The 25,883-nt window shown below is 66.3% G+C and carries 26 protein-coding genes and 1 pseudogene; 19 read left to right on the plus strand and 8 right to left on the minus strand.

All coding sequences use genetic code 11. The features are described 5' to 3' along the window. Window positions 1-42: 42 nt before the first annotated feature. Window positions 43-264 carry a hypothetical protein gene (locus tag NG900_RS01325; RefSeq protein WP_252675913.1) on the plus strand — a complete coding sequence of 74 codons (222 nt, stop codon included), beginning with the start codon at window positions 43-45 and terminating at the stop codon, window positions 262-264. Here NG900_RS01325 and NG900_RS01330 read toward each other — a convergent pair whose 3' ends face one another. The 3 genes from NG900_RS01330 to NG900_RS01340 are packed head-to-tail and all read right to left on the minus strand — an operon-like array spanning window position 265 to window position 1,315. After that, on the minus strand, window positions 265-480 hold the full coding sequence (locus tag NG900_RS01330; protein ID WP_252675915.1) for a cysteine-rich CWC family protein: 216 nt from the start codon (window positions 478-480) through the stop codon (window positions 265-267). Then, window positions 477-689: a zf-HC2 domain-containing protein gene (locus NG900_RS01335; RefSeq protein ID WP_252675917.1), complete on the minus strand. Its 213-nt coding sequence runs from the start codon at window positions 687-689 to the stop codon at window positions 477-479. Before NG900_RS01335 ends, NG900_RS01330 begins: the two co-directional genes overlap by 4 nt. 32 nt (window positions 690-721) lie before the next feature. Beyond that, a complete protein-coding gene (locus NG900_RS01340; RefSeq protein ID WP_252675919.1) occupies window positions 722-1,315 on the minus strand; it encodes a sigma-70 family RNA polymerase sigma factor in 594 nt (197 codons plus the stop codon). 195 nt (window positions 1,316-1,510) lie between these two features. Between NG900_RS01340 and argB the strand changes: the two genes are divergently transcribed. Genes argB through slmA form a run of 3 tightly spaced genes read left to right on the plus strand, consistent with a single transcriptional unit; the run spans window position 1,511 to window position 3,993 of the window. Further along, window positions 1,511-2,440: an acetylglutamate kinase gene (gene argB / locus NG900_RS01345; RefSeq protein ID WP_252675922.1), complete on the plus strand. Its 930-nt coding sequence runs from the start codon at window positions 1,511-1,513 to the stop codon at window positions 2,438-2,440. Continuing rightward, window positions 2,440-3,297 carry a pyrimidine 5'-nucleotidase gene (locus NG900_RS01350; protein ID WP_252675924.1) on the plus strand — a complete coding sequence of 286 codons (858 nt, stop codon included), beginning with the start codon at window positions 2,440-2,442 and terminating at the stop codon, window positions 3,295-3,297. Before argB ends, NG900_RS01350 begins: the two co-directional genes overlap by 1 nt. A gap of 45 nt (window positions 3,298-3,342) precedes the next feature. Further along, window positions 3,343-3,993 (plus strand): nucleoid occlusion factor SlmA, encoded by a 651-nt coding sequence (gene slmA, locus NG900_RS01355; RefSeq protein ID WP_252675926.1) that lies wholly within the window; start codon window positions 3,343-3,345, stop codon window positions 3,991-3,993. Between the two features lie 60 nt (window positions 3,994-4,053). Here slmA and pdxR read toward each other — a convergent pair whose 3' ends face one another. Further along, window positions 4,054-5,589 (minus strand): MocR-like pyridoxine biosynthesis transcription factor PdxR, encoded by a 1,536-nt coding sequence (pdxR, locus tag NG900_RS01360; RefSeq protein ID WP_252676889.1) that lies wholly within the window; start codon window positions 5,587-5,589, stop codon window positions 4,054-4,056. 151 nt (window positions 5,590-5,740) lie between these two features. On the opposite strand from pdxR, the gene gabT reads away from it, so the two are divergent. From gabT to NG900_RS01390, 6 genes are all read left to right on the plus strand, one after another. After that, entirely contained in the window at window positions 5,741-7,039 is a 1,299-nt protein-coding gene (gene gabT / locus NG900_RS01365; protein WP_252675929.1) for a 4-aminobutyrate--2-oxoglutarate transaminase, read from the plus strand. Between the two features lie 4 nt (window positions 7,040-7,043). Next, window positions 7,044-8,537 (plus strand): NAD-dependent succinate-semialdehyde dehydrogenase, encoded by a 1,494-nt coding sequence (locus NG900_RS01370; RefSeq protein ID WP_252675932.1) that lies wholly within the window; start codon window positions 7,044-7,046, stop codon window positions 8,535-8,537. 110 nt (window positions 8,538-8,647) lie between these two features. Next, window positions 8,648-10,030, plus strand: a complete 1,383-nt coding sequence (gene gabP / locus NG900_RS01375) for a GABA permease (protein WP_252675934.1) — start codon at window positions 8,648-8,650, stop codon at window positions 10,028-10,030. Between the two features lie 272 nt (window positions 10,031-10,302). Continuing rightward, window positions 10,303-11,526, plus strand: coding sequence for a homoserine O-succinyltransferase MetX (metX, locus tag NG900_RS01380; protein WP_252675936.1), 1,224 nt, complete (start codon window positions 10,303-10,305; stop codon window positions 11,524-11,526). Further along, window positions 11,523-12,170, plus strand: coding sequence for a methionine biosynthesis protein MetW (gene metW / locus NG900_RS01385; RefSeq protein WP_252675939.1), 648 nt, complete (start codon window positions 11,523-11,525; stop codon window positions 12,168-12,170). Before metX ends, metW begins: the two co-directional genes overlap by 4 nt. A 103-nt stretch (window positions 12,171-12,273) precedes the next feature. Next, complete coding sequence (locus tag NG900_RS01390; protein WP_252675941.1) at window positions 12,274-13,020, plus strand: tetratricopeptide repeat protein; 747 nt, start codon at window positions 12,274-12,276, stop codon at window positions 13,018-13,020. 76 nt (window positions 13,021-13,096) lie between these two features. Here NG900_RS01390 and NG900_RS01395 read toward each other — a convergent pair whose 3' ends face one another. Together NG900_RS01395 and NG900_RS01400 are read right to left on the minus strand one after the other, a co-directional pair. Next, entirely contained in the window at window positions 13,097-13,291 is a 195-nt protein-coding gene (locus NG900_RS01395; protein WP_252675943.1) for a YbdD/YjiX family protein, read from the minus strand. A gap of 8 nt (window positions 13,292-13,299) precedes the next feature. After that, complete coding sequence (locus NG900_RS01400) at window positions 13,300-15,354, minus strand: carbon starvation CstA family protein (protein WP_252675945.1); 2,055 nt, start codon at window positions 15,352-15,354, stop codon at window positions 13,300-13,302. Between the two features lie 267 nt (window positions 15,355-15,621). Between NG900_RS01400 and NG900_RS01405 the strand changes: the two genes are divergently transcribed. Next, entirely contained in the window at window positions 15,622-17,046 is a 1,425-nt protein-coding gene (locus tag NG900_RS01405; protein ID WP_252675947.1) for a cache domain-containing protein, read from the plus strand. Then, window positions 17,043-17,687, plus strand: coding sequence for a response regulator (locus NG900_RS01410; RefSeq protein ID WP_252675949.1), 645 nt, complete (start codon window positions 17,043-17,045; stop codon window positions 17,685-17,687). Before NG900_RS01405 ends, NG900_RS01410 begins: the two co-directional genes overlap by 4 nt. Here the strand turns inward: NG900_RS01410 and denD are convergent. Then, window positions 17,684-18,667 carry a D-erythronate dehydrogenase gene (gene denD, locus NG900_RS01415; protein ID WP_252675951.1) on the minus strand — a complete coding sequence of 328 codons (984 nt, stop codon included), beginning with the start codon at window positions 18,665-18,667 and terminating at the stop codon, window positions 17,684-17,686. The genes NG900_RS01410 and denD overlap by 4 nt on opposite strands. Window positions 18,668-18,811: 144 nt before the next feature. On the opposite strand from denD, the gene NG900_RS01420 reads away from it, so the two are divergent. From NG900_RS01420 to NG900_RS01450, 7 genes and pseudogenes are all read left to right on the plus strand, one after another. Beyond that, window positions 18,812-19,528 carry a FadR/GntR family transcriptional regulator gene (locus NG900_RS01420; RefSeq protein ID WP_252675953.1) on the plus strand — a complete coding sequence of 239 codons (717 nt, stop codon included), beginning with the start codon at window positions 18,812-18,814 and terminating at the stop codon, window positions 19,526-19,528. Between the two features lie 16 nt (window positions 19,529-19,544). Beyond that, window positions 19,545-20,468, plus strand: a pseudogene (ltnD, locus tag NG900_RS01425) (L-threonate dehydrogenase); the annotation flags it as partial. Further along, window positions 20,465-21,754: a 3-oxo-tetronate kinase gene (gene otnK, locus NG900_RS01430; RefSeq protein ID WP_252675957.1), complete on the plus strand. Its 1,290-nt coding sequence runs from the start codon at window positions 20,465-20,467 to the stop codon at window positions 21,752-21,754. The pseudogene ltnD and the gene otnK, both read left to right, overlap by 4 nt. Then, window positions 21,751-22,404 (plus strand): 3-oxo-tetronate 4-phosphate decarboxylase, encoded by a 654-nt coding sequence (otnC, locus tag NG900_RS01435; protein ID WP_252675959.1) that lies wholly within the window; start codon window positions 21,751-21,753, stop codon window positions 22,402-22,404. The genes otnK and otnC overlap by 4 nt, the downstream gene beginning before the upstream one ends. 42 nt (window positions 22,405-22,446) lie before the next feature. After that, window positions 22,447-23,763, plus strand: a complete 1,317-nt coding sequence (locus tag NG900_RS01440; RefSeq protein ID WP_252675961.1) for an MFS transporter — start codon at window positions 22,447-22,449, stop codon at window positions 23,761-23,763. A 23-nt stretch (window positions 23,764-23,786) separates the two neighbouring features. After that, window positions 23,787-24,581, plus strand: a complete 795-nt coding sequence (gene otnI, locus NG900_RS01445) for a 2-oxo-tetronate isomerase (RefSeq protein WP_252675963.1) — start codon at window positions 23,787-23,789, stop codon at window positions 24,579-24,581. 70 nt (window positions 24,582-24,651) lie between these two features. Continuing rightward, window positions 24,652-24,927 carry an OmpA family protein gene (locus tag NG900_RS01450; RefSeq protein ID WP_252675965.1) on the plus strand — a complete coding sequence of 92 codons (276 nt, stop codon included), beginning with the start codon at window positions 24,652-24,654 and terminating at the stop codon, window positions 24,925-24,927. On the opposite strand, the gene NG900_RS01455 is transcribed toward NG900_RS01450, so the two are convergent. Then, window positions 24,924-25,754: a winged helix-turn-helix domain-containing protein gene (locus NG900_RS01455; protein ID WP_252675967.1), complete on the minus strand. Its 831-nt coding sequence runs from the start codon at window positions 25,752-25,754 to the stop codon at window positions 24,924-24,926. The genes NG900_RS01450 and NG900_RS01455 overlap by 4 nt on opposite strands. Window positions 25,755-25,883 lie beyond the last annotated feature (129 nt).

Genomic DNA, 25,883 nt, shown 5'->3' on the forward strand with positions numbered 1-25,883 from the left:
GCTGGCGACGGGTGTCGTCGGCCACGTAAGGGCGGCAATCCTATGGCAAACAAGACGCTCGGCACCCGCCAGAAACTGACGTTCCGTATCGAGCCTTCGACGAGGGCCGGCACGGCGCGTCCGCGTAACTTCCTCGTGCCGCTCGCCCGTGGCCGCAAGGCCGGCGCCCACACCGAGGGCGGCCACGCTGAACGCCAGCGCGGCCGGGCCGACGTCCGCCGCGCACTGCGCACGCTGGACGACGACAGCAAGGACAAAGATTAATCAGTCGGATTCAGAAGCTGCCCGCGCGTGCGCAATCGCCTCGCGCAGGCAACGCTGACACCGGCAGCCCTGACCCGGGCGCCGCGCGCTGGCAGGCAGCGCGTCTTCGGCCATGCACCAGCACGTTGCGTCGGGTTGCGTGCCATCGCCGATGGCGCCGCAGCGCAACGCCGCCCCGCAGATCGCGCACACCGTGTTGGCCGCCGGCGCGGTCATGGGTGGCCGCTCCCGTCGTCGTCTTGACCCAGCTTGTGCATCGCCTCGCGCAGAAACCCCATCTGGTGCGAGAACCGCGTGCACGCATCGCACGCCAGCAGATGCACGCGCAGGCGCAGGCGTTCTCCCGTGGACAACTCGCGGTCCATCTTCGACACCAGCATGCGGTGCGCTTCCTTGCAGGTGGGCAGTCCCCAACGGTTCGGCATGGTCTTTCTCGGTGGTGCGGCAAATATGCGACTCAGGCGGCGTTCGGCTGATGGCCGAACCAGTGCAGATCGAGGCACTCGCGCAGGCGCATGCGGGCACGGTAGAGCAGTGCCCAGGCATTGGTCGCGGTGATCTCCAATTCCTGACAGATTTCGTCCGTCTCCAGCTCCAGCCACTCGCGCATCATGAACACGCGGCCCACGCGCGCTGGCAGACGGTCGACGCACATCTGCAGCACGTCGAAGAACTCGCGCCGCGACAGCGCCGCATCGGGATTGCCCCAGTCGGAAGGCGGGCTGACGTAATGGCCATCGGCGGCGAACAGGCTGTCGAAGACGGCCTCGTCGGAACGCTGGTCGGCGTCATCGGATTCACCGCCTGCGAGTAGCGAAACGCGCACTTCGCGCCGCCCCGAGCGGATCGCGTCGACGATCTTGTGTTTGAGGATGCCGATCACGTATGTCTTGAGCGAGGCGTTGCCCGCGAAGCGCTCCGGGTGTTCGAGAACGGCCAGGATGGCGTCGGCGACGGTGTCTTCGGCCAGCGCCGTATCGCGCAGTTGCAGCTGGGCGAAGCGCAAGAGATGCGGGCGCAGGGCGTCGAGTTGCTCGGGTGCGATGGCCATGGTTCCCCAGGGTGTTCTTTACTTGCAACGGTTTGGCGGGCATGCAAGCTGCGGCCAAGACCGGGCCGGCTTTTCTTGTAAAATCGCGCCTGCCGAAAAACGGCTGCCTCATTTTTGTGCAGTACGCGACCTTCGGTGTTCCATCATACCTGCCTCAATTCGTCTAATTCGCTCAACTCCCCGGACGTCACCGTCATGACCGCTTCTGCTGCCGCCCCCGACCCTGCTGGCCTCGATCCTGAACTCGCGCACATTGCGCCGCCGGTGAAGGCCGAGATTCTGGCCCAGGCACTGCCGTATATCCGCAAGTTCCACGGCAAGACCATCGTCATCAAGTACGGCGGCAACGCCATGACGGAAGAGAAGCTCAAGCACGGCTTCGCGCGCGACGTGATCCTGCTCAAGCTGGTCGGCATGAACCCGGTGGTGGTGCACGGTGGCGGCCCGCAGATCGACGAAGCGCTGAAGAAGGTCGGCAAGCAAGGCACCTTCATCCAGGGCATGCGCGTGACCGACGAAGAGACCATGGAAGTGGTCGAGTGGGTGCTCGGCGGTGAAGTCCAGCAGGACATCGTCATGCTGATCAACCAGTACGGCGGCCAGGCGGTCGGCCTGACCGGCAAGGATGGTGGTCTGATCCGCGCCAAGAAGCTGAAGATGCCGGACCGTGAGAACCCCGGCCAGTTCATCGACATCGGCTTCGTGGGCGACATCGAAACCATCAACCCGGCCGTGGTGAAGGCGCTGCAGGACGACGCGTTCATCCCCGTCATCTCGCCGATCGGCTTCTCTGACGAAGGTCAGGCCTACAACATCAACGCGGATGTGGTGGCCGGCAAGATGGCCGAGATCCTGAAGGCCGAGAAGCTGGTCATGATGACCAACATCCCGGGCGTGATGGACAAGCAGGGCAACCTGCTGACCGACCTGTCGGCGCGCGAGATCGACGAGCTGTTTGCCGACGGCACGATCTCGGGCGGCATGCTGCCGAAGATCTCGTCGGCGCTGGATGCGGCCAAGAGCGGCGTGAATTCGGTGCACATCGTCGATGGCCGTATCGAGCACTCGCTGCTGCTGGAAATCCTGACCGAACAGGCGTTCGGCACAATGATCCGCTCGCATTGATGCGACATACCCGAGCGGCCCGGGTGCGCCATGCTGCGCGCACCTGGCCGCGCGAGGTGGCGGCGCCCACGCCGCCTAAGCAACAGCCGGTCTGGCTGTTCGACCTCGACAACACCCTCCACCACGCCTCGCACGCGATCTTTCCGCAGATCAACCGGCTGATGACGGCCTACATGGCGCGCGTGCTCGGCACAGATGAGGCCACGGCGAGCCAAGTGCGCGTTGATTACTGGCGACGCTATGGCGCAACGCTGCTTGGTCTCGTGCGCCATCACGGTGTGGACCCGGCTGACTTCCTCGCGCACGCACATACCTTTGATGACCTGCGCGCCATGGTGCGTGCGGAACGCGGCCTCGCCCAACTGCTGCGGGCACTGCCCGGGCGCAAGATCCTGCTGACCAACGCCCCTGTCGCCTATGCGCGCGAAGTGTTGCGGCTCATCGGCCTGAAGCGCGCGTTCATGCGCGAGATCGCTGTCGAGCACATGTGGGTGCACCGGCGTCTGCGCCCGAAGCCCGATCCGCTGATGCTGCGCCGGCTGCTGGCGCGCGAGCGGATTGCGCCATCACGGGCCATCCTGGTGGAAGATACGCTGTCGCACCTCAAGCGCTATCGGCGGCTGGGGATCAACACCGTGTGGGTGACTGGCTATCTTCGGCGTGTCGCACCCGGGGTGCCGCCCACTTCCGCCGCCGATGCATTGCATCCAATGCAATCCGCTGCGCTCGGCGCGCGTGCAAATTCGCCACATCAACCGGCCGCCGCACCGATTTTGTTCGCCAACCGGCCCGGCTATGTGAGCGTGAAAGTAAAATCAGTGCTTCAACTAAAACGACGGCTTGTTCGACGCGGCTAGGCAGGGGTAACTCCGCGTTCAGGACGGGAGAGGGGCCAGGAAGTCATGAGCAACGCGCAAACGGAGTTTCCGACCGCCGGGCCGGTCGCAGACATCGCGATAGAAGCACCGCCTGTACGCAAGCGCCCCCGCCCGGGCGAGCGCCGCGTGCAGATCCTGCAAACGCTTGCGGGCATGCTCGAGCATCCGCGTGGAGAAAAGATCACGACGGCGGGGCTGGCTGCCCGGCTGGATGTATCGGAAGCGGCGCTCTATCGACATTTCGCCAGCAAGGCGCAGATGTATGAAGGGTTGATCGAGTTCATCGAGCAGACCGTCTTCGGCCTCATCAACCAGATCACGCTGCGTGAAGAACACGGCCTGCGTCAGGCGCACGCCATTGCCCATATGCTGCTGTCGTTTGCCGACAAGAACCCGGGCATGACGCGTGTGCTGTTGGGCGAAGCGCTGGTCGGCGAAGACGAGCGCCTGCCCGAGCGCATGGCGCAGTGCCTCGATCGTATCGAGGCATCGTTCAAGCAGAGCCTGCGCGTGGCGGTGACGCAGGGCGCCTGGCCGGCCGACAGCGACATCGCTTCGCGGGCCAACCTGATCGTATGTGCGGTGCTGGGGCGCTGGCACCGGTATGCCAAGAGCGGTTTTCGCAAGTCGCCGGTGGAAGGCGCGGATGCGCAGCTGCGGGTATTGCTGGCCTGAGCCCGCATCGCGCAAAGACACGCCCCGCAGTGCGGGGCTTTTTTGTGGGCGCCGACGCCTCTAGCCGACCGCGCGCACGGCGTTGGCCAGCGTATGGAAGCGTGCGGCGATGTGTTCCGTTTCCACATGCCCGTAGCCCAGCAGCAGCCCCGGCTCGCGGCGGGTCTCGTCCTGGTAATAGCGTGACAGCGGGCGTGTGACGACGTCATTGGCGAGCGCCCGATTGGCCACGGCCACGTCATCGGTGCCGGCGGGCAGGCCGAGCACGAGATGCAGGCCCGATGCGCCGTCATGCACGGGCAGTGCCTCGCCGAATTCGTTCGCGATGGAGGCCAGCAGCGCCTCGCGCCGCTGCGCATACACGCCGCGCATGCGCCGGATGTGCGAGACGAAATGGCCCTCCGCAATGAAGTCCGCCAGCACCGCCTGCGTGAGGATCTGCCCGCCGCGGAACATCTCTGAGAGCCCTGTCGCAAAGGCATCGGCCAGCGCGGGTGGCACGACCAGGTAGCCGATCCGCAGGCTCGGGAACAGCACCTTTGAGAATGTGCCCATGTAGAGCACACGTCCGCCCTCATCCAGGCCCTGCAGCGAGGGGAGCGGGCGGCTGCCGTAACGGAATTCGCTGTCGTAGTCGTCTTCGACGATCCACGCATCGGTGGCCTGCGCGGTGGCCAGCAGCGCGCGGCGACGCGCCAGGCTCATCACCGAACCGAGCGGATATTGGTGCGATGGCGACACCACCATCAGCTTGGGTGGCGCGGCCGGCTGGCCGCGGCGCTGGCGCCCGCGCGTGGGGGCGGACATGGGCACTTCAAAGCGCATGCCTTCGTCGTCCACCGGCAGGGGGACGGTGCGCACGCCCGCAGCGGTGAGTACGCTGCGCACGCCCCAGTAGCCGGGGTCCTCAATCCATGCGCTGTCGCCGGCATCGCACAGTAGCTGCGCGATGAGTTGCAAAGACGGATGGATGCCCGCCGTGATGATGATCTGCTCCGGTTCGCAGCGCACGCCGCGCGCAGTGCGCAGGTAGTCGGCCAGCGCGGTGCGCAGCGGCAGGTAGCCGGCACCCACGGGATACGTCAGCAGCGCGGGCGAGGGCTTGCGCAGCAGCCGGTTGTGCAGCCGCGACCAGATGCGCGCAGGAAACATCCGCACCTCGGGCACGCCGGGCATGAAGGCGCCCCACTGGCGCGAACTGGCCCCCGCATCGCGCACCAGCGCCCGGCCGCGCGTAGAGAGCATCGGCGCGGAAGGCGTGGCCGCTTCGGTGATCGGTGCAGCCACGGGGAGGCTAGGCGGTGGCGTTGCGTCGAGACGGTCCGGCGCGGTGTCGGCGACAAACGTGCCGCTGCCCACGCCCGCCGAGACGTAGCCCTCCACGCCCAGTTGCTCATACACGTGGATCACCGTGTTGCGCGCGATGCCCAGTTCCGACGCCAGCTGGCGCGACGAGGGCAGCCGTGTGCCGGGCTGCAGCTCGTCGCGCAGGATGCCTTCCTGCAGCACACGGTACAGGCGGCGGTGGTCGGGCTCGCCGGCGGCGTCGGCGCGGTCGAGGCGGTCAAAGCGACGCTGCAGATAGTCGACCAGCATGCTGGCGCGGTGGGTGGGGGAATGGTCGGCCATGGCAGGCGGCGGAGCCTAAGTGGCTCCATCAGAAAAATACGATTGGGTCTTATTGTACAGAGCCATTGGCGCCACACTGGCTCGCATCGCATCTTTCTTGACCCAACGCTCCCACGCCATGAACGCCCGAGATTCGCAACAAGCGCCGCAACAGAACGCCAACGCCCAATGGAACGCCCGCCGCCTGGCCGCTACGCCGCGCGGTGTTGGCGTGATGACCGACCGCTACGCCGAGCGCGCCGAGAACGCCGAGTTCTGGGACGTGGAGGGGCGCCGCTACATCGACTTTGCCGCCGGTATTGCCGTGGTCAACACGGGGCACCGCCACCCGCGCCTGGTGCAGGCCGTGCGCGAGCAGCTCGACCGCTTTACGCACACGGCCTTCCAGATCGTGCCGTATGCGTCGGTTGTTGAACTGGCCGAGCGCCTGAATGCGGCCACGCCCGGCACGCACGCCAAGAAGACCACGTTCTTCACCACCGGCGCGGAAGCCGTGGAAAACGCCATCAAGATCGCCCGTGCGCACACCGGCCGCCCGGGTGTGATTGCGCTCACAGGCGCCTTCCACGGTCGCACGTTCATGGGCATGTCGCTCACCGGCAAGGTGGTGCCGTACAAGACGGGCTTCGGTCCGTTCCCAGGCAGCATTTACCACGTGCCGGCACCGGTGGCGCTGCATGGTGTGAGCACGCAGGATGCGCTGGATGCGATTGGCCGCCTGTTCAAGGCTGACATCGACCCGAAGCAGGTGGCGGCCATCATCTTTGAACCCGTGCAGGGCGAGGGCGGTTTTTACCAGATGCCCGCCGATTTCGTGCGCGCCGTGCGTGCGCTGTGCGATGAGCACGGCATCGTGATGATCGCCGACGAAGTGCAGACCGGCTTTGCCCGCACCGGCAAGCTGTTCGCCATGGAGCACACGGGCGTGCTGCCCGACCTGATGACGATGGCCAAGGGCCTGGCCGGCGGCCTGCCGCTGTCGGCTGTCACGGGCCGCGCCGAGATCATGGATGCCCCCGCCCCCGGCGGCCTGGGCGGTACTTACGCCGGCAACCCGCTGGCCGTGGCTGCCGCGCTCGCGGTGCTCGACATCATCGCCGACGAGAAGCTGTGCGAGCGCTCCGCTGCGCTGGGCGCGCGGCTTGTCGATGCACTCAACGCTGCCAAGGCCAAGCAACCGCGCATCGCCGAAGTGCGCGGCGTGGGCGCGATGGTTGCTGTGGAATTCAATACGCCGGATGGCAAGCCCGACGCCGAGTTCACCAAGCTCGTGCAGCAACGTGCGCTCGACGCCGGCCTGCTCCTGCTGTCGTGCGGCGTGTACGGCAACGTGATCCGCTTCCTGTTCCCGCTCACGATTGAAGACGCGGTGTTCGAAGAGGGCCTTGCCATCCTGCAACGCGCACTGGAGGCCTGACACCATGACCCGCACCGATTCGTCGAGCGCACCTATTGCGTTGAAAGACGCCGGCCTATGGCGCACACAGGCGTTCGTCGCCGGCGCGTGGGCCGATGCGGATGACGGCGCCACACGCGATGTGACCGACCCCGCCACCGGCCGCACCATCGGCACCGTGCCCGGCATGGGCGCCGCTGAAACCCGCCGCGCCATCGACGCCGCGCAGGTCGCGCAGCGCGCCTGGCGCAAGGTCAGCGCGCGCGACCGCGCCAAAATTCTGCGCAAGCTGGCCGACCTGATGATGGAGCATCAGCAGGACCTCGCCGCCATCCTCACCGCCGAGCAGGGCAAGCCGCTGCCCGAAGCTGCGGGCGAGATCGCCTATGCCGCCTCGTTCATCGAATGGTTTGCCGAAGAGGCGCGCCGCATTTATGGCGACACGATCCCCTCGCCGCAGGGCGATCGCCGCATCGTCGTCACCAAGGAACCGATTGGTGTGACGGCGGCCATCACGCCGTGGAATTTCCCCATTGCGATGATGACGCGCAAGGTCGGGCCAGCGCTGGCCGCCGGCTGCTCAATGGTCGTCAAGCCTGCGCTGGAGACGCCCTACTCGGCGCTCGCGTTTGCCGAACTGGCGGCGCGCGCTGGCGTGCCGGCGGGGCTGCTCTCTGTCGTTACCGGTGATTCGCAGCCGATCGGCGGCGAGCTGACCTCCAACCCGATCGTGCGCAAGCTCAGCTTCACGGGGTCCACTGCGGTCGGTCGCCTGCTGATGCGTCAGTGCGCGGACGACATCAAGAAGCTCTCGCTCGAGCTGGGCGGCAACGCGCCCTTCATTGTGTTTGACGATGCGGATGTCGATGCGGCCGTGGAAGGTGCGATGGTGGCCAAGTACCGCAACGCTGGCCAGACGTGCGTGTGCGCCAACCGCTTCTACGTGCAGCGCGGCATCTACGACACGTTTGCCGCCAAGCTGTCGGACGCCGTGCGTGCGCTGCGCGTGGGCAATGGCACCGAAGCCGGTGTGCAGCAGGGTCCGTTGATCCACATGCGCGCGATGGACAAGGTGCAGCAGCATCTGGATGATGCCGTGCGCCAAGGCGCGCGCGTGCTGGTGGGCGGCAAGCCGCATGCGCTGTCCGCGCAGGGCGGCGCATTCTTCGAGCCGACCGTGGTGGTGGATGCCAAGCCCGGCATGCTCGTCGCGCATGAGGAAACCTTCGGCCCGCTGGCCGCGCTCATCCCGTTCGATACGGAAGAGCAAGCCGTGGCGGCCGCCAACGACACCGAGTTCGGCCTGGCCGCGTACTTCTACACGCGTGACCTGGGCCGTGCGTGGCGCGTGTCGGAAGCGCTGGAGTCGGGCATGGTCGGCGTCAATACCGGGCTGATCTCGACGGCCGAGGCGCCGTTCGGCGGCGTCAAGCAGTCGGGCCTGGGCCGCGAGGGCTCGAAGTACGGCATCGATGAGTACCTGGAGATCAAGTACATCAACATGGCCGGGCTCGGTTAAAGATCGGTACGCCAGACATCGGACGACAGGCCGGACACTAGAATCCGGCCATCTTCGTATTGGCCGTGGCTCACGCCGCCACGGTCCCCAAGCAGAAACAAGGAAGAGACATGACAGGATCAAAGACGGGCCTCAGTTCGGGCCTGAAGCCGCGCCACGTGACCATGCTGTCGATCGCGGGCGTGATCGGCGCGGGGTTGTTCGTCGGCTCCGGCCATGCGATTGCCAAGGCTGGCCCGGCCGCCATCATTGCGTATGGCATTGCGGGTTTGCTGGTCGTGCTGGTGATGCGCATGCTGGGCGAGATGGCCGTGGCGCACCCGGATACCGGTTCGTTTTCCACCTACGCCGACCGTGCCATCGGGCACTGGGCCGGCTTCACCATCGGTTGGCTGTACTGGTGGTTCTGGGTGCTGGTGATTCCGATTGAGGCTACCGCCGCGGCGTTGATTCTCAACACGTGGTTTCCGGACGTCGCCACGTGGGTCTGGGCGTTGGGCGTCACGTTCGTGCTCACGCTCACCAACCTGTTCTCGGTCAAGAACTACGGCGAGTTCGAATTCTGGTTCGCGCTCATCAAGGTGGTGGCCATCGTCATCTTCCTGGCGGTGGGCGGTGCGGCGGTACTTGGGTGGCTGCCGGGTTCGGGCGTGTCGGGCGCGGCGCGGCTGGTGGGCGACGGCGGCTTTATGCCCAACGGTTTCGGCGCCGTGCTGGCGGCGCTGCTCACCACCATGTTCACCTTCCTGGGCACCGAGATCGTCACCATCGCAGCGGCAGAATCGGCGGACCCGTCCAAGCAGATCGTGCGTGCCACGCGCTCCGTCATCTGGCGCATCTGCCTGTTCTATCTGGGCTCGATCTTTGTGGTGACGGCGCTGGTGTCGTGGAACGATCCGCTGCTCGCCGCGCACGGCTCGTACCAGCGCACGCTGGAGCTGATCGGCGTGCCGCACGCCAAGGCCATCGTCGACGTGATCGTGCTGGTGTCGGTGGCGAGCTGCCTGAACTCCGCGCTGTACACCGCGTCGCGCATGCTGTTCTCGCTGTCGGTGCGCGGCGATGCGCCCGCCGCCCTGCGCCGCACGGACGCCAACGGCACGCCGCGCGCGGCCGTGCTGGCATCCACGGCGTTCGGCTTTCTCACCGTCATTGCCAACTACGTCATGCCGGAGCAGGTGTTTGCGTTTCTGCTCGCCACGTCGGGGGCGATCGCGCTGTTGGTGTACCTGGCGATTGCCATCTCGCAATTGCGCATGCGCGCATCGCTGGATGCGTCGGGGGTAAGCACACCGCTGCGCATGTGGCTGTTCCCGTGGCTGACGTGGGCGGTCATCCTGTTCATCTGCGGTGTGCTGCTGGCGATGTTGATCCTGCCGGGCCTGCGCACCGAGGTGATTGCCACGGCGATTCTCGCCGGGCTGGTGCTGGCCGCCGCGTGGCTGAATGCACGCAAGCGTGCGGTGTTGGGCGCTCAACTGGCACGGGCGTGAGCGAGGGGAAACCGCAGGCGGCATGTTGGCCCGCATGTTGGCCCATGTCGTCGCCGCCTGATCTATAATCTCCCACTTCTAGCGCGCCGATTTGACGACTGGCTTGCGGGCGCGCGGGACTCTGGCATGTGGTGCCGGGCTCTCATTACAAATGCGGCTAAAGAGGTTCGGTCAGAACGTGGAGTCCGGAAGCATCACCGCCCCACGTGTGCCACCCAGAACCCGATTGGTTGCGTGAACAGCGTTGCCGGTCGGGTTTTTTCTTTGGCGCCATGACAGACATTCAGGCTGATCCAGCCGTCGCCGCCGACGCTGCGGCCTCGGTCAGTACCGATATCCGGCCTTCTTCCCGGGCACAGAAAGACAAGCCAGCCAACGCCCTCGGCCTGGTGGTGCCCGAGCGCATGCACTTTGCCGAGCCGCTGCCACTGCGCAACGGCTCCCAGATCGCCGGCTACGACCTGATGGTCGAGACCTACGGCACGCTCAATGCGGATCGCTCCAACGCCGTGCTCATCTGCCACGCGCTCAATGCTTCGCACCACGTGGCCGGCGTGCATGCCGAGGGCGAAGTCGGCTGGTGGGACAACATGGTGGGCCCCGGCAAACCAGTCGACACCAACCGCTTCTTCGTCATCGGGGTGAACAATCTCGGCTCGTGTTTCGGCTCGACCGGCCCGATGAGCCCGCACCCGGAGACGGGCGTCCCGTACGGCGCGCGCTTTCCCGTGGTGACGGTGGAAGATTGGGTCAACGCCCAGGCGCGGGTGGCCGACCGGTTTGGCATCCAGCAATTCGCGGCGGTGATGGGCGGCAGCCTCGGCGGCATGCAGGCGCTGGCGTGGAGCCTGATGTACCCCGATCGACTGCGGCACTGCGTGGTGGTGGCCTCCACGCCCAAGCTGTCGGCGCAGAACATCGCCTTTAACGAGGTGGCGCGCAGCGCGATCCTCTCCGACCCCGACTTCCACGGTGGCGACTACTACGCGCACAACGTCAAGCCCAAGCGCGGCTTGCGCGTGGCGCGCATGATCGGTCACATCACGTATCTGTCGGATGAGGACATGGCCGCCAAGTTCGGCCGCGAGCTCAAGGCCGAAGACATCCGCTTCTCGTTCGACGTCGAGTTCCAGGTGGAGAGCTACCTGCGCTATCAGGGTGACAAGTTTGCGGAGTACTTCGACGCGAACACCTATCTGCTCATCACACGCGCACTCGATTACTTCGACCCCGCATTGGCGTACGGCGGCGATTTGACCAAGGCAGTTGCACACACCAAGGCCAGCTACCTCGTCGTCAGCTTCATGACCGACTGGCGCTTCGCCCCGGCGCGCAGCCGCGAGCTGGTCAAGGCGCTGCTCGACAACAAGCGGCCTGTCACCTACGGCGAGATCGACGCGCCGCACGGCCACGACGCCTTCCTGCTGGAAGACCCGCGCTACCACGCGCTGGTACGCGCCTATTACGAACGCATCGCCCAGGAGATCGGCGTATGACGACACAAACGCTGAACGCCATCGCCGCACCCGCCTCTGCGTCGGCGGTGCCCAATATCCTGGCGGACCGGGCGGACTTTCGCGCCATCGCGCGCTGGATCGAACCGCGCTCCACGGTGCTCGACCTCGGCTGCGGCGATGGCAGCCTGCTGCGCGTGCTGCAGGATGAACTCGACGTGCTGGCCTATGGCATCGAGATCGACGATGCAGGTGTGCTGGCCTCCACGCAAAAGGGCGTGCACGTCATCCAGCAGAACATGGAAGGCGGGTTGGCGCTGTTCGAAGACAAGAGCTTCGATACCGTCATCCTCTCGCAGACCTTGCAGACCATCCACAACACCGCGCAAGTGCTGCGCGAGATGCTGCGCGTGGGCCGCGAGTGCATCGTGTCGTTCCCGAACTTTGGTTATTGGCCGCACCGGTTGTCGATCTTCCGCGGGCGCATGCCGGTGTCCAAATCGCTGCCGTACGAGTGGTACAACACGCCTAACGTGCGCGTACTGACCATCCGCGACTTTGAAGCGCTGGCACCCAAAGTGGGGTTGGTGATCCTCGACCGCGTGGTGCTGCATGATGGCAGCGTGGTGCGCTGGGGCGCCAACTGGCGCGGCAGTGTGGCGGTGTACCGGGTGCGCGCGGGCTGATTGCCTCGGCATGCATGCGCCCTGCTTGTGTGCTGGCTTGGGCGCCCCGACGTGCATCAGGCCGGCGCGCTACACTGGGCCATCTTCCGGTGAGGAGCGCGCGATGAGCACACAGATCAGGCGCACAGGCCCGCGCATGCTGCAGGCAATGTTGGCGGTTGCGATAAGCGCGGCAATCTCGCTTGCGCTCGCCGCGCCGTCACCGAAGGACGCGCAGGGCGATGCCGCCGCCCTCACCCAGATCGCCATCGCGCACTACGAGCACAACGACTTCGGCCACGCCTTCGACGAATTTGCCGAAGCCGCACAACGCGGCAACCGCCTCGCGCAATTCAACTACGCGATGATGCTGATGCGCGGCGAGGGCACCGTCGCCCGGCCCGAGGAGGCCGTCAAATGGCTGCGCCGCGCCGCCGACAACCAGATGACGCACGCGCAGTTCGCCTACGGCGAATTGTTCGAACGCGGTGAGCTGGTACCGCGCTCGCTGGAAGAGGCCAACAAGTGGTACGAGCGCGCCGCCACCGGCGGCCACGTCGAGGCGCAGCGCGCTCTGGCCACCAACTACTTCACCGGCCGTGGCCTGCCGCGCGACTACAAGCGCGCCTTCACCTGGTACAAGAAGGCCGCCGAGGGCGGTGACGGGCCATCGCAGTACATCGTCGGCAGCTACTACGAGCGCGGCGAGCCTGGCGTCGTGCCGCAGGATATCGAGCAGGCGAAGAACTGGTACGGACGCGCCGCCGCCCAGGGCGATGTGGGCGCACTGGCCAAGCTGCGCGAGCTGGTGGAGAAGACCTACCGCGCCAAGCACGGCGATCCGCCGACGGCGGCGCGCCCGTCCATGTAGCCGCGTACGCATGAAAAAAACCGCCGGGCATGGTTTCCATGCACCGGCGGTTTTGTTTTTCGCGATCAACCGCTCGTCAACAGCAGCGGCCCACCCGGCCTTTGTAGCGCGCGTCCTGGCGTTCGCGGAAGAACGCTTCGTACGTCATGACCGGCTGATCCGGGTGGGTCTCCTGCATGTGGCGCACGTAGGTGTCGTAATCCGGCACGCCGACCATCAGTCGCAGGGTCTGGCCCAGGTAGCGGCCGAAGGTTTCGAGCTCTTCGCGCATGATGGTGCTCAGGCGCCCAGCGCTTCGTACGGCGTCTCGTTGACGGTCGGGCGGTTGGATGCGCGCGCCTTGATCACCGTCTTCACGCCGTACCAGGCGATGCTCACCACCACCAGCACGAACAGGCCGCACAGGAAGGCGTCGATGCGGTCGTTTAGCACGACCTGCTGCATCTGCGCCATCGACTTGGCGGGGGCCAGCAGCTTGCCGGCAGCGATCGCGTCGGCGTACTTGTTGGCGTGGGCCAGGAAGCCGATCTTCGGGTCCGGATCGAACAGCTTTTGCCAGCCGGCCGTGAGCGTGCAGATCAGCAGCCACGCGGTCGGCAGCAGCGTCACCCACACATAGCGCTCACGCTTCATCTTGACCAGCACGCAGGTGCCGAGCGTCAGCGCAATTGCGGCGAGCATCTGGTTGGAGATGCCGAACAGCGGCCACAGCGTGTTGATGCCGCCCAGCGGATCCACCACACCCTGATACAGGAAGTAGCCCCACAGCGCCACCGTTGCGGCCGTGGCGATCAGGTTGGCGACCAGCGAATCCGTGCGCTTGAGCGCCGGCACGAAGGTGCCCAGCAAGTCCTGCAGCATGAAGCGGCCGGCACGCGTGCCCGCGTCCACCGCGGTGAGGATGAACAGCGCCTCGAACAGGATCGCGAAGTGGTACCAGAAGGCCATCATGGCCTGGCCGCCCACCACCTGGTGCAGGATGTGCGCCATGCCGACAGCCAGCGTCGGCGCGCCGCCTGCACGGGCGAGGATGGTGTTCTCGCCGACGTCCTTGGCAGTCTGGATCAGCACGTCCGGCGTGATGACGAAGCCCCAGGTGGACAGCGTCTGCGCCACTGCGTCAGGCGTTGCGCCCACCAGTGCCGCCGGGCTGTTCATCGCAAAGTACACGCCTGGGTTGATGACCGAGGCGGCCACCAGCGCCATGATGGCGACGAACGATTCCATCAGCATCGCGCCGTAGCCAATGAAGCGCGCTTGCGTTTCGTTCTCCAGCAGCTTGGGCGTGGTGCCCGACGAGATGAGCGAGTGGAAGCCTGACACCGCCCCGCACGCAATCGTGATGAACAGGAACGGGAACAGGTTGCCCGACCACACCGGGCCACCGCCCGCAGCAAACTGCGTGAGTTGCGGCATCTGCATCTGCGGCGCCACGATCAGGATGCCGATGGCCAGCGCCAGGATCGTGCCGATCTTCAGGAAGGTCGACAGGTAGTCGCGCGGGGCCAGCAGCAGCCACACCGGCAGCACCGAGGCGACAAAGCCGTAGCCGATCAGCATCCACGTGAGGGCCTTGCCGTCGAAGGTGAACAGCGGTGCCAAGGCAGCGCTTTCATGCACGGCTTGGCCCCCGATGATGGCCAGCATCAGCAGCACGAAGCCGATGATGGAGATCTCGCCAATGCGGCCCGGGCGGATGTAGCGCACGTAGATGCCCATGAACAGCGCGATGGGGATCGTCGCGGCCACCGTGAAGGTGCCCCACGGCGAGCCGACCAGCGCCTTCACGACGATCAGCGCCAGCACCGCCAGGATGATGATCATGATGAGGAAGGCGCCAAACAGCGCGATCACGCCGGGCACCGTGCCCATCTCGCTCTTCACCAGGTCGCCCAGCGAGCGGCCGTCGCGGCGCGTGGAGATGAACAGCACGATGAAGTCCTGCACCGCGCCGGCAAACACCACGCCGGCCAGGATCCACAGCATGCCCGGCAGATAGCCCATCTGTGCGGCCAGTACGGGGCCCACCAGCGGGCCGGCACCGGCAATGGCCGCGAAGTGGTGGCCGAACAGCACGTGCTTGTTGGTCGGGACGTAGTCGAGCCCGTCGTTATGACGCCAGGCGGGCGTCTTGCGGGTGCCGTCCAGGCCGAGCACCTTGTCGGCAATGAAGCGGCTGTAGTAGCGGTAGGCGATCAGGTAGATGCATACGGCGGCCACCACCACCCAGAGCGCGCTGACTGCCTCGCCGCGCGCAAGCGCAACGGTGGCAAAGGCAAACGCGCCCAGAATGGCGACAACCAGCCAGATCAGGTGTTGCCTGACGAAGCTCATGTCGGTCTCCTCGAACCTTGGTCGATGTTGCTGGAAATCCATGCGGGATGTGGGTTCATCCCTGCGGTTTAGCCCCTGCCCCGTTGCAGGGTTGCGCGCCGTCCATTGGCAGGGCGGCGAGGGCGTGTAGTATTTTCCAGCCCGAGCGCCCGCCACAAGCGGAGGACTACGCAGCACGTATCAGTAGTACTACGCAGGCGATGTCATTTCCAATCGAATTTGCACCGGCGGCTTGCGATGTTGCAACGCAAGCCGCGGTGCCCCGCCATGAAGCTCCGCCAGAAGATCCTGCTGCTTGCTGTTGCGCCGCTGACCATCGCCATGCTGGCGATCATGCTGACCGTGCGGCATCAGTCGATTGCGCTGGCGCGGCACGAGCGGCAACTGGTCGAATCGGCCTACCTGCAGGCCAAGGAAACCGAGCTGCGCTCGTACGTGAAGCTCGCGCAGAGCGCCATCGCCCCCCTACTCGCGGCGGGGCGCAACGATGACGCCACGCGCGACGAGGCCATGCGCACCCTCGCCCGCCTCGACTTCGGCACCGACGGCTATTTCTTCCTCTATGACATGCGCGGGCGCAACCTCATGCACCCGCGCCAGCCCGAACTCGTCGGGCGCGACCTGTGGGACCTGACCGACGCCGGCGGCCAGCCCACCATCCAGAAACTCGTGGCAGCCGCACAGGCCGGCGGCGGCTTCGTGCGCTACATGTGGGACAAGCCCTCGACGCACCAGAGCGTGCCCAAGCTCGGCTATGTCGAACCGATTCCGCGATGGGGTTGGATGGTCGGCACGGGCTTGTACCTGGACGACATCGAACAGACCCTGCGCGAGATCGACCGGCGCGCGCAGACCAACATCGACCAGACGCTGGCCTGGGTGGTGGGCATTGCCGCGATCAGCATCCTGCTGGTGGCCGGCAGCGGCCTGGCCCTGAACGTGAGCGACCACCGCCAGGCCGACGCCAAGCTGCGGCAGCTCGCGCAGCAGGTGGTGAAGTCTCAGGAAGACGAGCGGGCGCGCGTGTCGCGCGAGCTGCACGACGGCATCAGCCAGGTGCTCGTGTCGACCAAGCTGCTGCTGGAAACGGCGCACGGTCATCTCGAAACGGCACCGGCCCAGGCGTCGTCGATCGAACGGGCGGCCAGCATGCTGCGGCGCGCGCTCGATCGCCTGAACGGCGCGCTGGGCGAGGTGCGGCGCGTGTCGCACAACCTGCGCCCGGCGCTGCTCGATGATCTGGGTCTGGCGGCCGCGTTGGAGCTGCTCGTGCGCGAAACGCGCGAGGCGCATGAAGATCGCCAGCCCGGTTTTGCGATTGCGCTCGAACTTGTTGGCCCGCCCGTGCAGTTGCCGGACGAGTGCAACACCGCGCTGTTCCGCATCGCGCAGGAAGCCATCTCCAACATCGAGCGCCACGCCACACAGGCCACGCGCATCGGCGTGCTGCTGGAGAACGATCTCGATGCCGTGCGCCTGTCTATCCGCGACGACGGCCCCGGCTTCGATGTGGAATCCGTGCAGGTGGACCCGCAACACGGCATCGGCCTGCGCAACATGCGCGAACGCATGGCCGCACTGGGCGGCACCTGTACCATCGCATCCGGCCCGCACGGCACCGAAGTGTGCGCCGTGCTGCCGCATCTCGTGATCGCTCAACTGGCTTCCGCCCCAGCCTCCTTGCCCGTATGAACATGCAGACACCCGCGCCCGTCAAACTGCTCCTCGTCGACGATCACCCGCTGGTGCGCGATGGTGTGCGCGTGCGGCTGGAGGCCGTGCCGCATTTCGAAGTCGTGGGCGAAGCCGGCGACGCCGATGCCGCCCTGCAGGCCGCGCGCACGTTGTCGCCCGATCTCGCGTTGATGGACATCGGCATGCGCGGCATGAACGGCATCGCGCTCACCGAAAAGTTTGCCGCGGAGTTTCCCGAGATTGCCGTGCTGGTGCTGTCGATGCACGACAACCTGGAATACGTGCGGCAGGTGATCCGCGCTGGTGCGCGTGGCTACGTGCTGAAAGACGCGCCGGCCAGCGAGCTGGTCGAGGCCATCGACGCCGTGCTGGCCGGGCGGCCGTTCTACAGCGCCCAACTGGCGATGCGCATGGCCGAGCAGGCCGTCATGCCCACGCCCATGGAAGCGCTCACGCCGCGCGAACGCGACATCCTCGACGGCATCGCCAAGGGCTATGCCAACAAGCGCATCGCCGATGAGCTGGGCTTGTCCGTGCGCACGGTCGAATCGCATCGCCTGAACCTCAAGCGCAAGCTCGGCATCGAGGGCCAGGCGGAACTGGTGAAGTTTGCGGTGGAGCTGGGGAAAGGACGTTAGGCGCCCGCCATGCCTTCCACGTAGTCGCGCACCATGGCTTCGAACGAGGTGTCGCGGCCGAAGCCCATCGCATCGGCGCGAGCGGTGTCGAAGCGCGCCGGCCAGCTTTGCACGATGGCCTTGATGCGCGCGTCCGGCTCCCAGCGGATGCGTTCGACCGGCGCGTCGCCGGCCACCTTGCGCAGCGCCTCGACCATCTCGCCCACCCGCACGGTGATGCCCGGCAGGTTCAGCGAACGGCGGTTGCCCCACGCCGACGCCGGCAGCGTGTACGCATGCAGCAGCGAGGCCACCACCTGGCGCGGTGAGGCGAGCCACAGCTCGGTCTCGGCCTCCACCGGGCAGATCGCCTCCTCACCCGCCAGCGGCTCGCGGATGATGCCGGATGCAAAGCTCGACGCCGCGCCATTCGGCTTGCCCGGGCGCACGGATACGGTCGGGATGCGCACCGCGCGGCCGTCGATGTAGCCCTTGCGCGCGTACTCGCCCACCAGGAATTCGCCCATCAGCTTCTGCACGCCGTAGGACGCCTGCGGCGTGGCCGCCGTGTCGTCGGTGACGACGGCCGGCAGTTGGCCGCCGAACACCGCCACCGAGCTGGCGAACAGTACACGCGGCGCGCGGCCCGTCTTGGCCTGCTGCGCGCGCAGCGCGTCGAGCAGCGCGCGCGTGCCGTCCAGGTTCACGCGCATGCCGAGGTCGAAATCAGCCTCGGCCGTGCCGCTCACCACGGCGGCCAGGTGGAACACGCCGCCCACGTTTTCGTCGATCACCTGGGCGATCAGTGCGGGGTCCGATGCATCGCCCGTCACATAACGCACGCGCGGGTCGGCAATCTGGCCGGCCACCTGATCGAGCACGATGAAGGTGTCGACCGGCTGCACGGTGCCATCCGGGCCGGGCAGGCCGGGTTGCTGGAGCAATGCCGCCAGCACGCGCTGGCCGAGGAAACCGGCGCCGCCGGTGATGACGATGTTCATGGTGTCTCCTGGTTTCGGATGCCCGCCCGGCATGCGCGCCTGACGAGATTTGATGAATACCCTCGGGTAAACGTGGATGAAGCGCTCCGTTTCAACTTGTATGATGACACGACGAATTTACGGTTGCCAAGCCACACACGCACCATGTTTGAACGACTCGACGCCGCGCCCTCCCTGTCCGACCGCGTGGCCCAGACCCTGATGGACAAGATCGATGCCGGCGAGCTGCGCCGCGGCGAACGCATGCCGTCCGAAACCGTGCTTGGGCAGGAATTCGGCGTCAGCCGCACGGTGATCCGCGAGGCCATCTCGCGCCTGCGCCACGAAGGCGTGGTCGAGGCGCGCCAGGGCAGCGGCGTGTACGTCACGCAGCAGGCTGGGCTCAAGCCGCTGCGCATCGACGCGGCGCAGGCCGGGTCGATCGACGCCGTGCTGCACATCATCGAGCTGCGCCGCGCGCTGGAAGCCGAAGGCGCCGCGCTGGCCGCCCAGCGCCGAACCGACGCGCAGATGATCGAGATCAACACGGCGCTCGACAGCATCGACGCCGCCGTGGCGGCCGGTGGTGACGGTGTGACCGAAGACCTGCGCTTTCACCACGCCATCGCAGCGGCCAGCGGCAACCCGTTCCTGGTGCAGGCGCTCGGCTTCTTCAGCCAATACCTGGAAGAGGCGATTGGCGTGACGCGCAGCAACGAAGCGCGCCGCGAAGACTTCGCCCGCCAGGTGCGCGACGAGCACCGCGCGATGGTCGAGGCCATTCGCGCCCGTGACGCGCTTGCCGCGCGCAATGCTGCGCAGACCCACATGTTCAATGCCGCACGTCGCCTGGCCGAAGGCCGCAGCGAGGTGACGAAATAAGCGGCGCAAAACTGATTTCAGGAGTTTCCACATGACGCAATCCACGGCTGGCCGAACGGTCGGCGTGATCGGCCTGGGCGCAATGGGCCTGGGCATCGCCAAGACCCTGCGCCACAACGGCTATACCGTCTACGCCTGCGATGCGCGCCCCGGCGCGGCGGCGGAGTTCGCCAAGGAAGGCGGCGTGGCCTGCGCCTCGCCCGCCGAGGTGGCTACCCACGCTGATGTGGTGGTCTCGGTGGTCGTCAATGCCGCGCAGACCGAGTCGGTGCTGTTTGGCGAGAACGGCGCGGCGGCTGCCATGAAGCCGGGCAGCGCGTTCGTGATGTGTTCCACGGTGGACCCGAACTGGTCGATCGCGCTGGAAGCGCGCCTGGCGCAAGGCGGCATCCTGTACGTGGACGGCCCGATCTCGGGCGGTGCGGCCAAGGCCGCTTCGGGCCAGATGACGATGATGACTTCGGCCACGCCGGCAGCCTACGCCGCTGCAGGCGATGTGCTCGACGCGATGGCCGGCAAGGTCTACCGCCTGGGTGACAAGGCCGGTGCGGGCAGCAAGGTCAAGATCATCAACCAGTTGCTGGCTGGCGTGCACATCGCCGCTGCGGCTGAAGCGATGGCGCTGGGCCTGCGCGAAGGCGTGGCGGCGGATGCGCTGTACGAAGTCATCACGAACAGCGCGGGCAACAGCTGGATGTTCGAGAACCGCATGGCCCACGTGCTGGCCGGCGATTACACGCCGCTTTCTGCCGTCGACATCTTCGTCAAGGACTTGGGCCTCGTGCTCGATACAGCGCGCGCGACCAAGTTCCCGCTGCCGCTGGCGGCCACCGCGCACCAGATGTTCATGCAGGCGTCCACCGCCGGGTATGCGAGGGAAGACGACGCCGCCGTCATCAAGATCTTCCCGGGCATCACGCTGCCGGAGAAAAAGGCATGAACGCCGCCATCAAGCTCGGCTGCATTGCCGACGACTTTACCGGCGCCACAGACCTTGCCAACAACCTCGTGCGCGCGGGCATGCGCGTGGTGCAGACGATCGGCGTGCCGCAGGGGCCGCTCGACGTGGAGGCCGATGCGGTGGTCGTCGCGCTCAAGTCGCGCACGATTCCGGTGGCCGACGCCGTGGCGCAATCGCTGCACGCGCTGGAGTGGCTGAAGGCGCAGGGCGCGCAGCAGATCTACTTCAAGTACTGCTCCACCTTCGACAGCACGCCGCAAGGCAACATCGGCCCCGTGACGGATGCGCTGATGGACGCGCTGGGCACCGACTTCACCATCGCCACGCCGGCGTTTCCGGACAACAAGCGCACGGTATTCAAGGGCTACCTGTTTGCGGGCGACGTGCTGCTCAACGAGAGCGGCATGCAGAACCACCCGCTCACGCCCATGACCGACCCCAACCTCGTGCGCGTGCTGCAAGCGCAGACGCGCCGCAAGGTGGGGCTGATCGACTACGCCACTGTCGCGCAGGGTGCGGCCGCGATCCGCGTGCGCATTGACGCGCTCAAGGCCGAGGGTGTGGGCATGGCCATCGTCGATGCGGTGTCCAACGAAGATTTGCTGCGCTTGGGGCCGGCGCTGGCCGACCTGCCGCTCGTCACCGCCGGTTCCGGCGTGGCGATTGCGCTGCCGGCCAACTTTGGCTTGCAGCCGACCAGCACGGCCGCTGCCCTGCCCGCCCCGGCGGGTTTGCAGGCGGTGGTGTCGGGCAGTTGCTCTGTGGCGACGAACCGGCAGGTGATGCACTTCATTGAAACGGGCCGCCCGGCGCTGGCCATCGACCCGCTGCGCATTGCCGCTGGCGTTGACGTGCGCGCCGAAGCGCTGGCCTGGGCCAAGGACAAACTTGCGCAAGGTCCGGTGCTGATCTATTCGACCGCCGAACCGGCTGCCGTCAAGGCGATTCAAGGCCAGCTCGGCGTGGACAGGGCGGGCGAGATGGTGGAGCACACCATCGCCGGCATCGCACGCGGGCTGGTCGAGCTGGGCGTGCGCCAGCTCGTGGTGGCCGGCGGCGAGACCTCTGGCGCGTGCGTGCAGGCGCTGGAGATCGAACAGATGCGCATCGGCGGCCAGATCGACCCCGGCGTGCCGTGGTGCCATGCCGCATCGCCTGCCGCGAAGGATGGCGATGGGCTGCACATCACGCTCAAGTCGGGCAACTTCGGTACGGTCGATTTCTTCGAGAAGGCATTCGCGCAACTGAAGGACGCGGCAGCATGAGCGCGGCTGACATCGCCAACGAGAACGCCCTGCGCGAAGAGATCGCGCGCGTGGGCCAGAGCCTCTATGCGCGTGGCTACACCGTCGGCACGGCCGGCAACATCAGCGCACGGCTGCCGGATGGCTGGTTGATCACGCCCACCGACGCATGCCTCGGCACGCTGGACCCGGCGCGCATCGCCAAGGTCAGCACGGCGGGCGAATGGGTCAGCGGCGACAAGCCCTCGAAGACGCTCGCCCTGCATCGCGGCATCTACGATCGCAACGCCGACGCGCACGCCGTGGTGCATACGCATTCGACGCATCTGGTGGCACTCACGCTGGCCGGCGTCTGGCGCGAAGCCGACGTGCTGCCGCCCATCACGCCGTACTACGTGATGAAGGTCGGCCATGTGCCGCTCATCACGTATCAACGACCGGGGCATCCGGATGTGGCGGCGCAGATTGCCGCGTTGGCCACTGACGTGCGCGCCGTGCTGCTTGACCGACTGGGCCCCGTGGTGTGGCACAGCTCGGCCTCGAACGCGGCTTATGCGCTGGAAGAACTGGAAGAAACCGCCAAGCTTTGGCTGATGACGGAGCCGAAGCCCGCACCGCTGTCCGATACGCAGATCGACGAGCTGCGACAGACGTTCGGGGCCCGCTGGTAGCGCCTGCTGCACGGCCCATATAAAACCTAGATTGGAGACCACATGAATACCTCCACCGCCACCACGGCGGCGTTGCACACGCACGCCGTTTCAAAGGAAGACAGCGTCTACGCGCGCGTGTCACGCCGCATCGTTCCACTCATCATGCTGTGCTACGTGGTTGCGTATCTCGACCGCGTGAACGTCGGCTTTGCCAAGCTGCAGATGTCGCAGGCGTTGAATTTTTCCGAGACGGTGTACGGCCTGGGTGCCGGCATCTTTTTCATTGGCTACTTCCTCTTCGAGGTGCCGAGCAACCTGCTGATGAACAAGATCGGCGCGCGCATCTGGATCGCGCGGATCATGATCACCTGGGGCCTGATCTCGGCGGCCTTTGCGTGGGTGCAGACGCCGACGCAGTTCTACGTGATGCGCTTCCTGCTCGGCCTGGCCGAAGCCGGCTTCTATCCGGGCATCATCCTGTACCTCACGTACTGGTATCCGTCGCACCGCCGCGCGCGCATCGTGGCGATGTTCATGGCGGCCATTCCCATCTCGGGCATCTTCGGCAACCCGCTCTCGGGCTGGATCATGAGCGCGTTTCACGATAGCGGCAGCTGGCAAGGCTGGCAGTGGATGTTCGTGATCGAAGCGATTCCCGCCGTGCTGGTCGGCCTGCTGGTGCTGTGGAAATTCGATGACAGCATCCGCAAGGCGAAGTGGTTGAACGAGGAGGAGAAGCAGATCCTCGAAGCCAACATTGCCGCAGACAACAAGGGCAAGACCGAGCACACAGGCATTGGCAAGGTGTTCTCCGACCCGCGCGTGTGGATGATGAGCCTGATCTACTTCGCCTTCGTGATGGGCCAGTACGGGCTGACGTTCTGGATGCCGACGTTGGTGAAGAATGCCGGCGTGAAGGACACGTTGATGGTGGGCGTACTTTCTGCGATTCCGTACGTCTGCGCGGCGATCACCATGGTGCTGATCGGCCGCAGCGCCGATGCACGCCGCGAGCGCCGCTGGCATCTGGTCGTGCCGGCGATGATGGGCGCGGTGGGGTTTGCGGTGGTGGCAACGGCGGGCAACAACGTGGCGTTGTCGATCGTGTTCCTGTCACTCGCGGCTTCCGGTGTGCTGACCTGCGCGCCGCTGTTCTGGTCGCTGCCGACGGCCTTCCTGCAAGGTACGGCCGCTGCTGCCGGCATTGCCGCCATCAACTCGGTGGGCAACTTGGCCGGCTTCGTCAGCCCCTATATGATCGGTGCGCTCAAGGACATGACCGGCAGCACCGCCGCCGGGATGTACGCGCTGGCCGGCGTGCTGGTGCTCGGCTGCATCGCCGTGTTGCGTACGCCAGCCAAGTTGGTCAATAAATAAGCAATCGTATTTCGAGGTCTGTTATGCCGCGCTTTGCCGCCAACCTGTCCATGATGTATCAGGAGCACGCGTTCCTCGACCGCTTTGCCGCTGCGGCAAAGGACGGCTTCGAGGGCGTGGAGTTCCTCTTCCCCTACGATTTCGACAAGGCCGAGATTCGCGCCCGCCTTGACGGTGCGGGCCTCAAGCAGGCGCTGTTCAACGCCCCGCCCGGCGACTGGGCGGGCGGCGAGCGCGGCATTGCATCGCTGCCGGGCCGTGAAGAGGAATTCAAGCGCGGCATTGCCACTGCGCTGGAGTACGCACAGGTGCTCGGCAATACACGCCTGCACGTGATGGCCGGCCTGCTGCCCGCCGGCGCAGACCGCGCACGCCATCAGGCCACCTACGTGAGCAACGTCGCATACGCCGCACGTGAAGCCGCCGGCGCGGGCATCACCATCGTGCTCGAGCCGATCAACACGCGCGACATGCCGGGCTTCTTCCTCACGCACCAGGCGCAGGCGCACGCGGTGTGCAAGGAGATCGGCGCGCCCAACCTGAAGGTGCAGTTCGACCTGTACCACGCGCAGATCATGGAGGGCGATCTGTCGGTCAAGCTCAAGCAGTACGTGGGCGAGGGCGGTGTCGGTCATGTGCAGATTGCCGGCGTGCCCGATCGCCACGAGCCGGACGAGGGCGAGCTGAACTACCCGCACCTGTTTGCGCTGATGGATACGCTGGGCTACGACGGCTGGGTCGGCTGCGAGTACCGTCCGCGTGCCGGCACGAGCGAAGGGCTGGGGTGGCTCAAGCGTTGGCGCGAGAGCCAGCGCTGATTCGGCATCGGGCCAACGTGAAACGGCCGGAGCTGCGTGGGCAGCCCGGCCGTTTTTCCCTGGTCGATGCGTGACCCGTTCAACCGGGGTGGCACTGTGCTTGCGCGCGCAGCGCGTCACGGGTCGCCACGCAGGATTGGGCCACACCGACGATAGCGGGGCCGCCGCGCACGACCAGACGCGGTCGCAAGGGCGTGCCGATGCCACCAAGGCCTATCTGGTGGGCGCCGGTATTGCGGCGGATCGGTTGACGGCCCTGGCGTTTGGCGCGACCAAGCCGCTGGCGCCGAACGACTCCGAAACCCACCGCGCACAGACTCGGCGGGTGCAGATCATCAAGCGTTAAGCCAACGTGGCGTGCTGGTTCGCCCCACGCGCTGCACGGCCCAGGTGCGGCGTCTCATACGCCAGATGTCGCGCATTACCGCCGATGACTGCAGTGCCGAGCGTGGCGGCCAGCGTGACTGGTTCGCTGGCGTCGTGCTGGGGCATGAGCCGATAGCCCGCACCGCGTACGGTCTGGATCAGCCCAGCGCACGGGGTGCCTTCCAGCGCCACACGCAGCTTGCGGATATGGACGTCGACAGTGCGTTCGCCCACGAACACGTTGTTGCCCCAGACGCGGTCGAGCAATTGGGTGCGCGAATGCACGCGCTGCGGATGCATCGCCAGGAAATGCAGCAGACGGAACTCAAGCGGGCTGAGCGCGATCGGCTGCGAACCGTGCGCGGTTTGGACTTCCACGCCCAGCGTCAGCGGGTCCAGGCGCAGGCCGTGGGCGCGGACCACGTCGTCGGTTGGCGGTGTCTGTTGGCGGCGCAGCACGGCGCGGATGCGCGCGAGCAGCTCGCCCGTATCGCACGGGCTGACCACGTAGTCGTCTGCACCGGCATCGAGCGCGGCGATTTTGGAAAGCGCATCGGCCTGGTGTGACATCACGATCACGGGCAGCTTGCTCGTGCGCACGTCGGCACGCAGCGCCATCAGCCATGCTTGTTGTTGCGCCTGCCAGCCTGCGCCCAGCACCAGGTCGGGCAACACGGTTTGCATCAAGTCCTGCGCCTGTGCCAATCCGGTCGCACGCAGTACGTGGTGGCCGCCGTCATGCAGCAACAGCGATAGCTGTTCGCGCTGTGACTGGTCCTGATCGACCAGCAAAATCTGATGACCCATTCCAACCTCCCGTTTGATCTACCCACTCCGTTAGCAAGCCAGCGTGCTTGCATGGGTCGCCCGTTGATGGGTTCTAGGTTGCATGCAGGCGCCGCGGCCGTGGCGAACGCGTGCGTCATCTCAGCAATC

This window comes from Ralstonia soli, assembly GCF_023955655.1.
In the GTDB taxonomy this organism is placed as follows: domain Bacteria; phylum Pseudomonadota; class Gammaproteobacteria; order Burkholderiales; family Burkholderiaceae; genus Ralstonia; species Ralstonia soli.